Here is a 13,010-nt window from a genome sequence, read left to right as displayed (position 1 = left end):
GGCACGCCAGGGCGCAGTGAAAACTACCCTAAGTAACATGAGGCGTACATTGCGTGTCGGAATGGTGGCTCTCGTCCTCGTGGCCGGGGGCTGTGCCGGGAAGAGCGACGACACCGGCGAAGGCACCGCCGCACAGGGCTTCAACGCCGGCCTCACCGCCGTCGTGAACCCGTCCGGCACGGCCGGGGGGACGCTCGAGCTCGCCTCCGCCAACGACGTCGACTCGTGGGACCCGACCCGGTCGTACATCAACGCCGTGTACAACCTGCAGCGCCTCTACGTGCGGACCCTGCTCACGCCCACCGCCGAGCCCGGCACCACCGCGCTCGTCCCCGACCTGGCGAAAGAGCAGCCCACCATCTCCAGCGACGGGCTGACGTACACGTTCAAGCTCCGCGACGGCCTCACGTTCGAGGGCGGCGCGGCGATCCGGGCGCAGGACGTGAAGTACGGCATCGAACGGCTTTTCGCTCAGGACGTGCTCTCCGGCGGACCTACGTATCTGATCGACCAGCTCGACCAGGGTCAGAACTACGCCGGCCCGTACCAGAAGGGCGAGGATCTGAAGTCGATCACCACGCCCGACGACAAGACGATCGTGTTCCATCTGGCCGAGCCGTTTGCCGACTTCCCGTACCTGCTGGCGATGGGGGTTGCCGCGCCGGTGCCGCAGGACAAGGACACGGGGGAGCGCTACGGCGACAAGCCCGTCGCGTCGGGGCCGTACAAGTTCGAGAGCATCGACGCCGGGAAGAAGGTCGTCTGGGTGCGCAACGACGCCTGGGACGCGGCGAGCGACCCGGTGCGCAAGGCGCTGCCGGACCGGATCGAGATGACCATCGGTACCGACCCGACCGAGATCGACCAGCAGCTGTTCGACGGGACCCTGGACGCCGACGCCGGGCAGGGCGGCGTGCAGTCCGCGAGCCAGGCCAAGGTGCTGCTCGACCCGACGCTCAAGGCGCACTCCGACGAGCCGACGACCGGGTTCGTGCAGTACGCCGCGATGAGCACCAAGGTCGCGCCGTTCGACGACGTGCACTGCCGGCGCGCGGTGCAGTACGCCGTGGACAAGGGCGCGGTGCAGACGGCGCGCGGCGGCGGGCAGATCGCCGGGGGCATGCTGCCGCCCGGCATCCCGGGGTACGACGAGGGCCTGGACCCGTACCAGACGAAGTCCGGCAAGCCGCAGACCGACAAGGCCAAGGACGAGCTCGCCCAGTGCGGCAAGCCGGACGGCTTCCCGACCGTCATCGCCACCACCAACAGCCCCCGGTCGCTGAAGACCGCGGAGGCCGTGCAGGCCGCGCTCGGCCAGGTCGGCATCACCGCCAGGATCGAGTCGTCGGACCCGTCGCTGTACGCCCGGTCGGTCGTCGGCAGCCCGGACAACGTCCACAACAAGGGCTTCGGCATCATGCTGTCGGCCTGGTCCGCGGACTTCCCGACCGGCTACGGCTTCTACCCCACGCTGATCGACGGCCGCCAGATCCTGCCCAGCGGCAACAACAACTACGCCGAGCTCGACGACCCGCTGATCAACCAGCAGCTCGACAACGCGCGCACGGTCACCGACCCGGTCCGCGCGGCCGGGATCTGGCAGCAGGTCAACGCCGAGGTCATGGACAACGCCTCGATGCTTCCCCTGGTGTACGACCAGGTGCTCAACTACCGCAACCCGCGCCTGACGAACGTGTTCGTGAACCAGTACTACGGCACCTGGGACGCCACCGCGCTCGGCGTTTCCCCCTGACAGGTTTGACCGGCACCGCCTGCGGATAAGCGATACGCATGCCAGCAACAGGACGCAACGGGGTCCCGCGGGTCGACGACGCCGTGGACCTCGACACCATCCGCGACGAGGCCGAGGAGATCGCCGTCCCGGCGTTCGACTACATCGGCCAGCCCGTGGACGCCATCGTCGACGGCCTCACGGGCCACGCCCACGACCACGACCGGGACACCGAGAACACCCAGGTCGACGAGGAGCGGTAACCGGTCACGGACAGTCCCACGGTGCATCCGAGCACAACTGCCGCAGGTGTACCGCCGGTCCGTCCCCGATCGCCGTTCCCCTTCCGTACCCGGGGTCGGGCGCGAGCGCCCGGTGCCACGTCAACGCCCGGATCAGGTTCCCCGCGATCCGGGCGTGGCGCAGGTCCGCCAGCAGCTCGGCCCGCGGCGCGAGGTCGGTGAAGACCTCCAGGTACGCATCGCGGGCCCGATCGTCCACGGCCCCGCGCAGCGCGACCAGCATGGAACCGAACGGGTGGCCCAGGACGCTGTCGCCCCAGTCGTAGCAGCGGTGTCCGTCCGCGAAGACGTTGCCCGGGTGCAGGTCGGCGTGGTCGATGCTCGCCGGCACCTTCGACTCGGCCAGCGCGGCGGCGACCTCCGCGAACCAGGCCCGGCGCACAGGCGGTACAACAGCGATCGTCTGTTCCTCGAGGAGCCGGGGCAAGAGCTCCGGCCGCATGTCGGTCACGCCGGCGGCCCGCAGCTCGCCGGCCGCGGGTGCGAGCGCGCGCTGCAGCTCGGCATAGCGGGGCAGGACCTTCGCGAACTCGCCGGCCCGCTCGCGCAGGGTCGGCCCGCCGTCGGGCAGCAGCAGCCGGCCGAGCGCCGGATCGGCCGCGATCGGGGCGAGGACGTGCTGCGGGGCGATGCGGTGCAGCAGCGGGTACAACGAAATCTCGAAGGCCGTCGTGGGCCCGGGCAGCTTGAGCCAGACCGTGCCCCGATCGGTCTCGGCGCGCAGCACGGTGCCCCATGGGCGGACCCGCGCAACGGTCAGCTCGCCCGTGCGACGCCGTCCGGCGGAGGCCAGGCGCTCGTCGAGCCAGGCAACGAGCGTCACCTGAGCGAGGGTACGCTCACCGCCGTGAAGGTCGTCGCTGATGTGCTCGTCGGGATCGTGGCGCTGCTGCACCTGTACTTCCTGGTGCTGGAGATGTTCCTGTGGACCGCGCCGCGGACCAGGGCGGCGTTCGGGACCACCGCGGAGTTCGCGGAGGCCAGCAAGGCGCTCGCGGCGAACCAGGGACTGTACAACGGCTTCCTGGTCGCCGGGCTGGTCTACGGGCTCGTCGCGGACAACCTCGCGTTCCAGGTCTTCTTCCTGATCTGCGTGATCGTGGCCGGAATCTACGGCGCCGCCACCGCCAGCCGCCGCATCCTGCTCGTGCAGGCACTGCCAGGAGCGCTCGCCCTGGCCGCGGTGCTACTTGCCTGAGCGGAGGTCGATGGACTTCCAGGTCGCGCCGTCCTGCCACCAGACCACGCCGGCGCGGGTGGCCGAGACGCCGGTGTTGACGGTCAGGGTGAGCAGCTTGGCGGTCTGCAGGTCGTAGGCGACCAGCGCGGTGCGGTCGTCGCGGTACGTCGTGAAGATCTCGTAGCGGCCCGCGATCGCGGTGTCGACGGTGATGGCCACCAGGTCGCCCGGGATGCGGCGGCGGTCGGTGCCGTCGGGGTGGCGGGCGTCGAACAGGAAGCGGTCGCCGGCCGCGGTCACCATCGAGCGGCACCAGGCCGGCGTGCACACCACCGACTCCGCGGCGGCCTTCGTCACCACCCGCTGCTCGCCGGTCAGCGGGTTGGCCAGGGTGAGCGGGGCACCGTCGTCGACCGAGACCAGCCACGGCCACGTCGTGTGCCGGAAGCGGCCCGTGAACGGCACCGTGGTCACCGGGCCGCCGGTCACGGCCACGCTGCGCAGTTCGGTGCGGTTGTCGTCGTCGGGCGCGGCCGCCACCCAGTGGACCTTGCCGTCGGCGATGACGAGGTCGTACTCCGAGTCGAAGAACACCGCCGCGCCCGTGTCCGCGGTCAGCGTGGTGGGCGCGGCCGAGCCGTCCAGCGGGGCGCGCCACAGCCGGGTCTCGTACGCGCCGTCGGCGAGCGCCGAGGACTCCGCCCAGTACAGGACGCCGTCGGCGGCCGCGAAGCCGAGGAACTGCGCGTAGCGGCCCTTGTCCAGCCGGCGCAGCTCGACGTCGCCCGCGGGGGAGCGCAGCATGAGGCGGTCGGCGGTGTCGTCGGGCGTGGGGGCGGTACCGGCGGAGATGGAAACGTCGGCGTAGAACAGGGGCGTGTAGTCGGCCCCGTCGGGGAGCTTCGCGCCGATCGAGCCCTGCTTGCCGGTGAAGGCCTGCTCGGCGGCCGGGGCGGCGGCCGGCGGCGACGGGGATCGATGGACCGTCGTCAGCAGGACGCCCCCGGCGGCCAGGGCCACGGCGAGGGCGATCAGCGGGCGGGCGTTCTTCATCCCGGCCAACCTAGCAACCGCGTGAGAGTTTCATCCTGTCGAAGCGCTTGACCTGCCCGTGACCTGGGCGGCGTTGACCCGGAAAGGTGACGCCCAACACGATCCGCGCATGCCAATGAGTAGCCGGAACAGATCGAGACGCATCGGCGCCGCGGCCGTGGCGGCCGTGGCGGTCGCGGCCATCGGCGTCGCCGTCCAGACCGCCGTGCGGCCCGCCGACGCCGCTGCCGCCGACCCGTACGCGTTCAAGAACGTGCAGATCGAGGGTGGCGGCTTCGTGCCGGGCATCATCTTCAACCAGTCGCAGCAGGGGCTGGTCTACGCGCGCACCGACATCGGCGGCGCGTACCGCCTCGACACCGCCACCAACCGCTGGGTCCCGCTGCTCGACTGGGTCGGGCAGGACAACTGGGGCTACAACGGCGTCGTCAGCCTGGCGACGGACTCCGTCGACCCGAACAAGGTGTACGTGGCCGCCGGCATGTACACCAACTCCTGGGACCCGAACAACGGCGCGATTCTGCGCAGCTCCGACAAGGGCGCCACCTGGGCCGTCAGCCAGCTGCCGTTCAAGCTCGGCGGGAACATGCCCGGCCGCGGCATGGGCGAGCGCCTGGCCATCGACCCCAACAAGAACTCGATCCTGTACCTCGGTGCGCCGAGCGGCAACGGCCTGTGGCGCAGCACCGACTCGGGCGCCACGTGGTCCAAGGTCACCGCGTTCCCGAACCCCGGCAACTATGTGCAGGACCCCAACGACACCAACGGGTACCTGACCGACAACCAGGGCATCGTCTGGGTCACGTTCGACAAGCGCACCGGCTCCGCGGGCAGCACCACACAGACCATCTACGTCGGCGTCGCGGACAAGCAGAACACCGTGTACCGCAGCACCGACGGCGGCACCACCTGGTCCCGCCTGGCCGGGCAGCCGACCGGCTACATCGCGCACAAGGGCGTCCTGGACACGTCCGGCGGCTTCCTGTACCTCGCGACGAGCGACACCGGCGGCCCGTACGACGGCGGCAAGGGCGACGTGTGGAAGTACAACACCGCGACCGGCGCCTGGACGCAGATCAGCCCGATCCCGTCCTCGAGCTCCGATGACTACTTCGGCTACAGCGGCCTGACCATCGACCGCCAGCACCCGAACACGCTCATGGTGGCGACCCAGGTGTCGTGGTGGCCGGACGCCATCTTCTTCCGCAGCACCGACGGGGGCGCGACCTGGACCCGGATCTGGGACTGGACGAGCTACCCGAATCGCAGCTTCCGGTACAAGATGGACATCAGTCGCTCCCCGTGGCTCGACTTCGGCACGAACCCGCAGCCGCCCGAGGTGACCCCGAAGCTCGGCTGGATGAACGAGGCGGTCGAGATCGACCCGTTCAACTCCAGCCGCTTCATGTACGGCACCGGCGCCACCATCTACGGCAGCACCGACCTGAACCTGTGGGACAGCGGCGGCCAGATCACCATCAAGCCGATGGCCCCGGGCCTGGAGGAGACCGCGGTCCTGGACCTGATCAGCCCGCCGACCGGCGCCCCGCTGATCTCGGCCCTCGGCGACATCGGCGGCTTCCGGCACACCAGCCTCGACGCGGTGCCGGCCACGATGTTCAAGCAGCCGATCTTCACCTCGACCACGAGCCTCGACTACGCCGAGCTGAACCCGAGCGTCATGGTGCGCGCGGGCAACTTCACCGACTCGGACCGGCCCAACGACAGCCACGCCGCGTTCTCCACCGACGGCGGCGCGAACTGGTTCCAGGGCAGCGAGCCGGGCGGCATCAACGAGGGCGGCACGATCGCGGCGAGCGCCGACGGCTCCCGGTTCCTGTGGGCGCCCAAGAACAGCGCCGTGGTCTACTCCGTCGGCTACGGCAACAGCTGGACGCAGGCGACCGGCATCCCGCAGAATGCGATCGTCGAGTCGGACCGGGTGAACCCGAACACCTTCTACGGGTACAGCGGCGGCTCCTTCTACGTGAGCACGAACGGCGGGGCCAGCTTCACCACCGCGGCCACCGGCCTGCCGACGACGGCGAAGTTCAAGGCGGTGCCCGGGGCGGCCGGCGAGGTCTGGCTGGCCGGCGACACCGGCGTCTACCGCTCCACCAACGCCGGCACCTCCTTCACCAAGCTGACGAGCGCGACCGCGGGGCTCAACGTCGGCTTCGGCAAGGCGGCGCCGGGCCGGACCAACGCGGCGGTCTTCCTCGTGGGTACCGTCGATGCCAAGAAGGGCGTGTTCCGGTCCGACGACGCCGGGGCGAGCTGGCTGCGGGTGAACGACGACGCGCACCAGTACGGCAACATCGGCGAGGCGATCACCGGCGACCCGCGCATCTTCGGGCGGGTCTACATCGGCACCAACGGCCGCGGCATCATCTACGGCGACCGCACCGGACCGCAGCCGTCGTACTCCGTGTCGCCCTCGGCGTCCGGCTCGCGTTCGGCGTCACCGTCCGCGTCGGCGTCCGCGTCCCGCTCGCCGTCCACGTCCACGTCTCCGTCCCGCTCGACCTCGCCGTCGGTCTCCGTGCCGGCGGGTGCGTGCAACGTGGCGTACAGCGTGACCGGCCAGTGGGGCGGCGGCTTCCAGGGCGCGGTGAAGATCACGAACGGCTCGTCCACCGCGGTCAACGGCTGGACGCTGAAGTGGACCTACGCCAACGGCCAGGTCATCAGCCAGATGTGGGGCGGCGTCAACGCCCAGTCCGGGGCGAACGTGACCGTCACCAACGCCGACTACACGAAGACCATCGCCGCGAACGGCGGCAGCGTGGAGTTCGGGTTCCTGGCGAGCTGGAACAACAGCACGAACGCCAAGCCTGCGGCGTTCACGCTGAACGGCACCAGCTGCTCGGTGAGCTGATCTGCTGGTTGTGACGCGCCGGTTCCCTCGGGGACCGGCGCGTTCGTTTGTCATAGGGTGGGCCGGTGAAGCTCCGACTCCTGACCGTTACCGCTCTTGTGCTGCTCGCCGGCTGCTCCTCGAAGACGATCAACTTCAGCCAGGGGGCCGGACGGCCGCTGGCACAAGGGGGATCGGCGGCTGCTGTTCCGGAAGGCTGCGTCTACACCCCGACGACCGGTGACCCGTCGGCCAAGGACGTCGGCGTGCCGCCGGCCACCCCGAAGGCCGCGAAGGCGACCATGCGCATCGCGACGAACCTCGGCGACATCGAGATCGCCCTGGACGGGGTGAAGGCGCCGTGCGCGACGGGGAGCTTCGCGTACCTGGCCGGCAAGCACTTCTTCGACAACACGAAGTGCCACCGGCTCACCACCGAGGGCATCTGGGTGCTGCAGTGCGGCGACCCGGCGGGCAACGGCACCGGCGGCCCCGCGTACCGCTACGAGACCGAGAACACCGGCGCGCCCTACAGCCGGGGGACGGTCGCGCTGGCGAACGCGGGTCCGGGTACCAACGGCAGCCAGTTCTTCTTCAACTACAAGGACAACCCGCAGATCGGCCCGGACTACTCGATGCTCGGCACGGTGACCAAGGGCCTGGACATCGTCGACCGGGTCGCCGCGGGCGGCCTGACCGCCGAGGACCCCAACGGCGCCGGGGGCGGCCCGCCGAAGATCGAGATCGTCCTGCAGACGGTGACCGTCACCTACGCCTAGGACGCTAGGGTGGCGGCCATGCTGCTGCACTGGCCCGACTGCCGCAACGCCCGCGACCTCGGCGGGCTGCCGACCGCCGAGGGGGGCGCGCTGCGCGAGCGCGCGCTGGTGCGCTCCGACTCGCTGAACCGGCTCACCGCCGACGGGGTCGTCGCGCTGCACGCGCACGGGGTCAGCCGGATCGTCGACCTGCGCGGGATCGACGAGGCCGCGCAGTTCCCCAGCCCGCTCGCCGGCCACGAGATGGTCCGGCTGCTGCCGCTCGTCGACCCCGACGACGACCCGGCCCGCGACCTGGCGGACCTGGCGCCACTGGCCGAGGTGTACCGGGCGAGCGTCATCGGCAACGGCGGGCGCGTCGCGGCCGTGGTCGCCGCCGTCGCCGACGCGCCGCCCGGGGCGGTGCTCGTGCACTGTGCGGCCGGCAAGGACCGGACCGGGATCGTCGTCGCGGTGCTGCTGCGGCTCGCGGGCGTGCCGGACGAGCACATCGCCGCGGACTACGCGTTCTCGGGCGACTGCGAGGCGCCCACGATCCTCGCCGCCCTCGCCCGGGTCGACGAGGTGTTCGGCGGCGTCGAGCCCTACCTGCGGGCCAACGGCGTCACCGGCGAGCAGCTCGGCGCCGTGCGGGACCGGCTCGTCGCCTGATGCGCGCGGTCGTCTTCGATTTCTTCGGTACCCTCACCGACCCGGGCGTGGAGGCCGGCCGGCGCGACGCCGCCTTCGCGACCGCGGCCGCGCTCGGGGTGCCGCCCGAGGCGTTCTGGACGGCGATGGCGTCCTCGTTCACCGAGCGCATCACGGGACGGCACGGCGACACCCGCGCGACCCTGGCCGAGATGGCCCGCCGCTGCGGGGAGGAGCCGTCCGGGGCCCGCCTCGATGCCGCCGTCGCCGCACATCACCAGGGTTCGGTACCGCTCTGGCGCCCCCGCCCCGGCGTGCTCGGCGTGCTGGCCGGGCTGCGCGGGCGGGGCCTGCGCCTCGGCGTGCTCAGCGACTGCGGGGCCGAGCTGTGCCAGGGCTGGGACGGCACCGCCTACGCGCCGCTCATCGACGCGACCGTCTTCTCGTGGCAGGAGCGCGCCCGCAAACCCTCCCCGCGGTTGTACGCCACGATCGCCGAACGCCTCGGCGTCGCGCCGGGGGAGTGCTGGTACGTCGGCGACGGCGGGAGCCGGGAGCACCAGGGCGCCCGGGACACGGGCATGCGGCCGGTACTGGTGACGAACGCGGGCTATCCGGGGGCGGCCGCCCACCGCGACGACCCGGACTCGTTCACCCCGCCGGACGCCGTCGACGACCTCACCGACCTACCCGCGCTACTGGAGACCGGCCGCTAGCTCGGCGTTGCGCTGCGCGAACGGGCGCCACTCGGCCGGCGTCTCCGCGAGGTACTTCCGGGCCCGCTCGGGCGTCGAGGCGCGCTGGGTCCACTCGTCGAGCCGGCCCGCGCGGACCCGGAACAGCACCAGGACGCCCTCGGCGAAGCCGGCCGCCCGCAGCTCCGCCGGTTCGAGCGTCGCGGTGCGCTGCGGGCTGGCGATCCAGTCGAGCGCGGCGATCTCCTCGTGGATCTCGGCGGCCAGCTCGAACGACAGGTTCCCGGCGGCGCGCTCGCGCAGGGCGATCAGGTCCGTCCGGGCCCGGTCGAGCTCCACCGGATCGCGGCCCAGGATCGCGGTGATCGAGGCGACCAGCTGCTCGCGGTCGCCGGGGGTCACGCCGCGGGCCTGGGCCATGTCTCGCTCGGCGCCGGTCAGCCCCGCCCCGGTGTAGGCGAGGGGCCGGATGCGGTGCAGCGCGGAGACGGCGTTGCGGGCGCGCAGGCCGCCGAGGTACGGGCCGAAGCAGCCGGGCTTCGGGGTGTACAAAATCCGGAGCCCGGGCGTGCGGGGACCGCTCTCGAGTCCGATGTGGACGGTCGACTCCTGGCCGTCGCGGGCCCGGTTCCAGCGCGGCTTGCGCCGGCCGAGCAGGTTGCGCTCCAGCCAGGCCGCCTCGTGCACCGAGTCGCAGGCCACCGCCTCGACGGCCGCGATGAGCGGGACCATCCGGCGCAGGCGGGGCCGGTCGCGCAGGTCCGACCAGTACGACGCCACCCGCGAGCGCAGCGAGGTGGCCCGCCCGATGTAGAGCACCTTCCCGTCGCCGTCGCGGAACCGGTACACCCCGGCCGTCGGCGGCAGACGGCGAACGGCGGCGAGCATCTCCGTAGTATGGTCCAGATGCTGCGCCGCTACTTCCGGGGCCCGCACGTGAGCTGGGCCCAGGCCGTGCACCCGGTCGCCGACGACGAGCACGGCCTGCGGGTCTGGCTCCCGGCCGGCGCGGGCTTCGCCTGCCGGGTCGGCCCGCTCGTGCAGGGGGCGCCGACGATCGAGCAGTACGGTGCCGCCCCGCTGGAGCGCCGCACCTGGGCCGACCGCGACGTGCTGATCCTGCACCCGCCGGGCGCGGCCCACTCGGTCTGGTGGTTCTTCCGCGAGCGGCGTTTTCTCGGCTGGTACGTCAACCTCGAGGCCGTCATCGCCCGTCACCCGAACGGCATCGACGTCGTCGACCACCACCTCGACGTCGTCGTCGACCCGGACCGGAGCTGGCGGTGGAAGGACGAGGACACGTTCGCAGCCTCGACGGACCGCCCCGGCTTCTGGTCCACTTCGGAGGCTTCGGCGATTCGCGCCGAGGGCCGACGGGTCGCCGCCGCGGCCGAGGCGGGCCGGTTCCCGTTCGACGGCACCTGGTGCGACTTCCGCCCCGACCCGGCCTGGCCCGTGCCGCAGTTACCGCATTCGACCACCATCTAGCCCCGATCGGGTTAGTTTGGTGGTCTCTGCACCATTGATATGCACGGGGCAAAGGTCAATGACGCTCAAAAAGACTCTGCAGTACGCGGTGGTCATCTTCCTCATCTGGTTCGTGGCCTTCCGCCCGGACGCGGCGGCCCGCGTGGCCCGCGGCATCGGCGCGCTCATCGCCCAGCTGGGCACCGGCTTCGGCGACTTCTTCACGCGCGTGGTCGGCTGACCCTTTTCCGTTTCTCCCCTCCCGTCGCACGAACCCGCCCCGCGGCGGCGTCCCTGGATTTGTTCCGGGACGGCCGCCGCGTTCTGCTGTCCTTCTCAGGCCGTGTTGTCGGTGACCGCGTGCAGCAGGCGGTCGATGGCCGCCCGGTCGCCGACAATCGCGGCGGTGCCTCTGGCGCAGGCGGCGGCGAGGGTCGATGGGTCCTGGAGCAGTGAGCTGAGCGTGCCGGGGTCGGTGCGCAGGGCGGCGTCGGCCGTCGGGGGTTCGCCGGGCTCGATCTCGATGCGGCCCTCATGCAGGCGGACGGTCCAGGCGCGGCCGTCCAGGTCCAGGCGGCACGTGGCCGGCGGCGCCGCGGGGTCGGGCCGGGCGTGGCCGCGCAGGAAGAGCAGGACCGAGGTGGCGCTGAGGGAGGCGGGCTCCGCGGGGTGGGGCGCGTCGATGCCCCAGTCGCCGAGGGCCACCACGATCGGTTCGAGCCTGCGGCCCCGGTCGGTCAGGTCGTAGCGGCCGCCGTCGGGGCGGTGCACCACGCCGTGCTGCTCGAGCTCGCGGAGGCGGTCGGCGAGCAGGTTCGAGCTGACGCCGGGCAGCGCGTGCCGCAGCTCCGAGAACCGCTGCGGCGTCAGGAGCAGCTCGCGCACCACGAGCAGCGCCCAGCGCTCCCCGACGACGTCCAGCGCCCGCGCGACCCCGCACGAGTCCCGGTAGCTGCGGCTGGTGGGCACGATCATAAAGTACCACAGCAGGCAGTTGTTTTTTGCAACTAACTCTGGTTAGCATTTGCCGCATGTTGAAGGGGAAGAGTGCAGTGATCTACGGCGGCGGCGGCGCGATCGGGGGCGCCGTCGCGCGGGTCTTCGCCCGGGAGGGCGCCCGGGTGTTCCTCGCCGGCCGCACCCAGGCCCGGCTCGACGCGGTGGCGCGCGACATCGGGGCCGAGACGGCCCAGGTGGACGTCTTCGACCAGGCCGCGGTGGAACGGCACGCGGCGGCGGTGGCGGCCAAGGCCGGCGGGATCGACATCGCGCTGAACGCCGTGAGCGTCCCGCACGACCAGGGCACCCCGCTGGCCGGCCTCGCGCTGGAGGAGTTCATGCGCCCGATCGACGGCTTCCTGCGCACGCTGTTCATCACGAGCAAGGCGGTCGCCCGGCACATGGGCCGCACCGGCGTGATCCTGACCCTGTCGGAGCCGGGCGCCAAACTGGCGATCGGCGGCATCCTGGGCCACGGCGTGAGCGCGGCGGGCAAGGAGGCGTTCGCCCGGCTGCTGGCGGTGGAGCTGGCCCCGTCCGGCATCCGCGTGGTGACCATCCGCCCGCACGCGGTCATCGACGCCCCGGCGGCGGGTTCCTATACGGGCGAGCTGTTCAAACCGGCCGCCGGCGACGGTACGGTGCAGGACTTCCTGGAGTCCGGCCTGGCCCCGACCACGCTGCTGAAGCGCCTGCCCACCCTGGCCGAGATCGCGGAGACGGCGGCGTTCCTGGCCTCGGACCGCGCCGCCGCCATGACGGGCGCGGTGGTCAACCTCTCGGCCGGCGCCCTGGTGGACTGACGCCGCACGGGTCAGCCGCGGGCGATGCCGATCAGGATCATGAGGCCGAGGGAGACGAAGCCGAGCACCAGCCCGGCCGCCGCCATGCCCCGCCCCATGAAGCCGTGCCGGCGGCAGACGCTGAGCCCGACCATCGAGAAGATCAGCGCGAGCACCCACAGCGGCAGCCGCATGAAGGCCCCGCAGACACTCAGAATCCCGAGCACGAGCCCGGCGACCGCCGTCCCGGAGACGCGGTCCGACCGCGCCGGTGGAGTACGAGTGTCGTGCATCGAACCCTCTTCGCGAACCTGAACCTGCCTGCCGCCATCGATCATCGCCACCTTCGCGCCCGGCGGCTGTCCACAGGTCGTGGGAGATTGCCACCCGACCGGCGGACAAGCGCCGGGCGCGCTCAGCCGGCCGGAGCCCACCCGGGAACTGGACCTGGTCGACCTCGTCCAGGGCGCCGCGCGGTACGCCGGCCGGGTCCGGCGGGCGCGGACGCGGTCCGGCTCGGCTCGGCGTTCGTCG

15 protein-coding genes are annotated in these 13,010 nt (G+C 71.9%); 10 read left to right on the top strand and 5 right to left on the bottom strand.

Annotated elements, in window-relative coordinates:
* The first annotated feature begins 61 nt into the window (after positions 1 to 61).
* Both ACQPZ4_RS34190 and ACQPZ4_RS34185 read left to right on the top strand, forming a co-directional pair.
* Positions 62 to 1,753, top strand: coding sequence for an ABC transporter substrate-binding protein (locus ACQPZ4_RS34190; RefSeq protein ID WP_433044951.1), 1,692 nt, complete (start codon positions 62 to 64; stop codon positions 1,751 to 1,753).
* A gap of 38 nt (positions 1,754 to 1,791) precedes the next feature.
* Positions 1,792 to 1,995: a hypothetical protein gene (locus tag ACQPZ4_RS34185; protein ID WP_433044948.1), complete on the top strand. Its 204-nt coding sequence runs from the start codon at positions 1,792 to 1,794 to the stop codon at positions 1,993 to 1,995.
* A 4-nt stretch (positions 1,996 to 1,999) separates the two neighbouring features.
* On the opposite strand, the gene ACQPZ4_RS34180 is transcribed toward ACQPZ4_RS34185, so the two are convergent.
* Entirely contained in the window at positions 2,000 to 2,857 is an 858-nt protein-coding gene (locus tag ACQPZ4_RS34180) for a phosphotransferase (protein ID WP_433044945.1), read from the bottom strand.
* 24 nt (positions 2,858 to 2,881) lie between these two features.
* Here ACQPZ4_RS34180 and ACQPZ4_RS34175 point away from each other — a divergent pair, with 24 nt between their 5' ends.
* Positions 2,882 to 3,232 (top strand): DUF1304 domain-containing protein, encoded by a 351-nt coding sequence (locus ACQPZ4_RS34175; protein ID WP_433044942.1) that lies wholly within the window; start codon positions 2,882 to 2,884, stop codon positions 3,230 to 3,232.
* On the opposite strand, the gene ACQPZ4_RS34170 is transcribed toward ACQPZ4_RS34175, so the two are convergent.
* The gene (locus ACQPZ4_RS34170) at positions 3,221 to 4,267 is read right to left on the bottom strand and encodes a hypothetical protein (protein WP_433044939.1); all 1,047 of its coding nucleotides are present in this window, start codon (positions 4,265 to 4,267) and stop codon (positions 3,221 to 3,223) included. The genes ACQPZ4_RS34175 and ACQPZ4_RS34170 overlap by 12 nt on opposite strands.
* Before the next feature lie 109 nt (positions 4,268 to 4,376).
* On the opposite strand from ACQPZ4_RS34170, the gene ACQPZ4_RS34165 reads away from it, so the two are divergent.
* The 4 genes from ACQPZ4_RS34165 to ACQPZ4_RS34150 all read left to right on the top strand — a co-directional run bounded on the left by ACQPZ4_RS34165 (position 4,377) and on the right by ACQPZ4_RS34150 (position 9,249).
* Complete coding sequence (locus ACQPZ4_RS34165; RefSeq protein WP_433044936.1) at positions 4,377 to 7,145, top strand: cellulose binding domain-containing protein; 2,769 nt, start codon at positions 4,377 to 4,379, stop codon at positions 7,143 to 7,145.
* Positions 7,146 to 7,210: 65 nt separating this feature from the next.
* The gene (locus tag ACQPZ4_RS34160; protein WP_433044933.1) at positions 7,211 to 7,903 is read left to right on the top strand and encodes a peptidylprolyl isomerase; all 693 of its coding nucleotides are present in this window, start codon (positions 7,211 to 7,213) and stop codon (positions 7,901 to 7,903) included.
* Between the two features lie 18 nt (positions 7,904 to 7,921).
* The gene (locus ACQPZ4_RS34155; RefSeq protein ID WP_433044930.1) at positions 7,922 to 8,554 is read left to right on the top strand and encodes a tyrosine-protein phosphatase; all 633 of its coding nucleotides are present in this window, start codon (positions 7,922 to 7,924) and stop codon (positions 8,552 to 8,554) included.
* Positions 8,554 to 9,249 carry an HAD family hydrolase gene (locus ACQPZ4_RS34150; protein WP_433044927.1) on the top strand — a complete coding sequence of 232 codons (696 nt, stop codon included), beginning with the start codon at positions 8,554 to 8,556 and terminating at the stop codon, positions 9,247 to 9,249. Before ACQPZ4_RS34155 ends, ACQPZ4_RS34150 begins: the two co-directional genes overlap by 1 nt.
* Here ACQPZ4_RS34150 and ACQPZ4_RS34145 read toward each other — a convergent pair.
* Positions 9,229 to 10,116, bottom strand: coding sequence for a GIY-YIG nuclease family protein (locus ACQPZ4_RS34145; RefSeq protein ID WP_433044924.1), 888 nt, complete (start codon positions 10,114 to 10,116; stop codon positions 9,229 to 9,231). The two genes, ACQPZ4_RS34150 and ACQPZ4_RS34145, sit on opposite strands and share 21 nt — an antisense overlap.
* A gap of 18 nt (positions 10,117 to 10,134) precedes the next feature.
* On the opposite strand from ACQPZ4_RS34145, the gene ACQPZ4_RS34140 reads away from it, so the two are divergent.
* Together ACQPZ4_RS34140 and ACQPZ4_RS34135 are read left to right on the top strand one after the other, a co-directional pair.
* The gene (locus ACQPZ4_RS34140) at positions 10,135 to 10,716 is read left to right on the top strand and encodes a DUF402 domain-containing protein (protein WP_433044921.1); all 582 of its coding nucleotides are present in this window, start codon (positions 10,135 to 10,137) and stop codon (positions 10,714 to 10,716) included.
* A 58-nt stretch (positions 10,717 to 10,774) separates the two neighbouring features.
* Complete coding sequence (locus ACQPZ4_RS34135) at positions 10,775 to 10,936, top strand: hypothetical protein (protein ID WP_433044918.1); 162 nt, start codon at positions 10,775 to 10,777, stop codon at positions 10,934 to 10,936.
* Positions 10,937 to 11,031: 95 nt separating this feature from the next.
* On the opposite strand, the gene ACQPZ4_RS34130 is transcribed toward ACQPZ4_RS34135, so the two are convergent.
* Positions 11,032 to 11,664 (bottom strand): winged helix-turn-helix transcriptional regulator, encoded by a 633-nt coding sequence (locus ACQPZ4_RS34130; RefSeq protein WP_433044915.1) that lies wholly within the window; start codon positions 11,662 to 11,664, stop codon positions 11,032 to 11,034.
* A gap of 62 nt (positions 11,665 to 11,726) precedes the next feature.
* Between ACQPZ4_RS34130 and ACQPZ4_RS34125 the strand changes: the two genes are divergently transcribed.
* A complete protein-coding gene (locus ACQPZ4_RS34125; protein WP_433044912.1) occupies positions 11,727 to 12,497 on the top strand; it encodes an SDR family NAD(P)-dependent oxidoreductase in 771 nt (256 codons plus the stop codon).
* Between the two features lie 11 nt (positions 12,498 to 12,508).
* Here ACQPZ4_RS34125 and ACQPZ4_RS34120 read toward each other — a convergent pair whose 3' ends face one another.
* On the bottom strand, positions 12,509 to 12,769 hold the full coding sequence (locus ACQPZ4_RS34120) for a DUF4190 domain-containing protein (RefSeq protein WP_433044909.1): 261 nt from the start codon (positions 12,767 to 12,769) through the stop codon (positions 12,509 to 12,511).
* Positions 12,770 to 13,010: the final 241 nt, after the last annotated feature.

Source organism: Dactylosporangium sp. CS-033363, assembly GCF_050942475.1.
GTDB lineage: Bacteria > Actinomycetota > Actinomycetes > Mycobacteriales > Micromonosporaceae > Dactylosporangium.
This window is presented reverse-complemented; position numbering and strand designations above follow the sequence as displayed.

Excerpts from the sequence above, each read along its gene's own strand:
- ACQPZ4_RS34190 (WP_433044951.1), top strand. The coding sequence starts at position 62 with ATGGTGGCTCTCGTCCTCGTGGCCGGGGGCTGTGCCGGGAAGAGCGAC.
- ACQPZ4_RS34185 (WP_433044948.1), top strand. The coding sequence starts at position 1,792 with ATGCCAGCAACAGGACGCAACGGGGTCCCGCGGGTCGACGACGCCGTG.
- ACQPZ4_RS34170 (WP_433044939.1), bottom strand. The coding sequence starts at position 4,267 with ATGAAGAACGCCCGCCCGCTGATCGCCCTCGCCGTGGCCCTGGCCGCC.
- ACQPZ4_RS34165 (WP_433044936.1), top strand. The coding sequence starts at position 4,377 with ATGCCAATGAGTAGCCGGAACAGATCGAGACGCATCGGCGCCGCGGCC.
- ACQPZ4_RS34155 (WP_433044930.1), top strand. The coding sequence starts at position 7,922 with ATGCTGCTGCACTGGCCCGACTGCCGCAACGCCCGCGACCTCGGCGGG.
- ACQPZ4_RS34150 (WP_433044927.1), top strand. The coding sequence starts at position 8,554 with ATGCGCGCGGTCGTCTTCGATTTCTTCGGTACCCTCACCGACCCGGGC.
- ACQPZ4_RS34145 (WP_433044924.1), bottom strand. The coding sequence starts at position 10,116 with ATGCTCGCCGCCGTTCGCCGTCTGCCGCCGACGGCCGGGGTGTACCGG.
- ACQPZ4_RS34140 (WP_433044921.1), top strand. The coding sequence starts at position 10,135 with ATGCTGCGCCGCTACTTCCGGGGCCCGCACGTGAGCTGGGCCCAGGCC.
- ACQPZ4_RS34135 (WP_433044918.1), top strand. The coding sequence starts at position 10,775 with ATGACGCTCAAAAAGACTCTGCAGTACGCGGTGGTCATCTTCCTCATC.
- ACQPZ4_RS34125 (WP_433044912.1), top strand. The coding sequence starts at position 11,727 with ATGTTGAAGGGGAAGAGTGCAGTGATCTACGGCGGCGGCGGCGCGATC.
- ACQPZ4_RS34120 (WP_433044909.1), bottom strand. The coding sequence starts at position 12,769 with ATGCACGACACTCGTACTCCACCGGCGCGGTCGGACCGCGTCTCCGGG.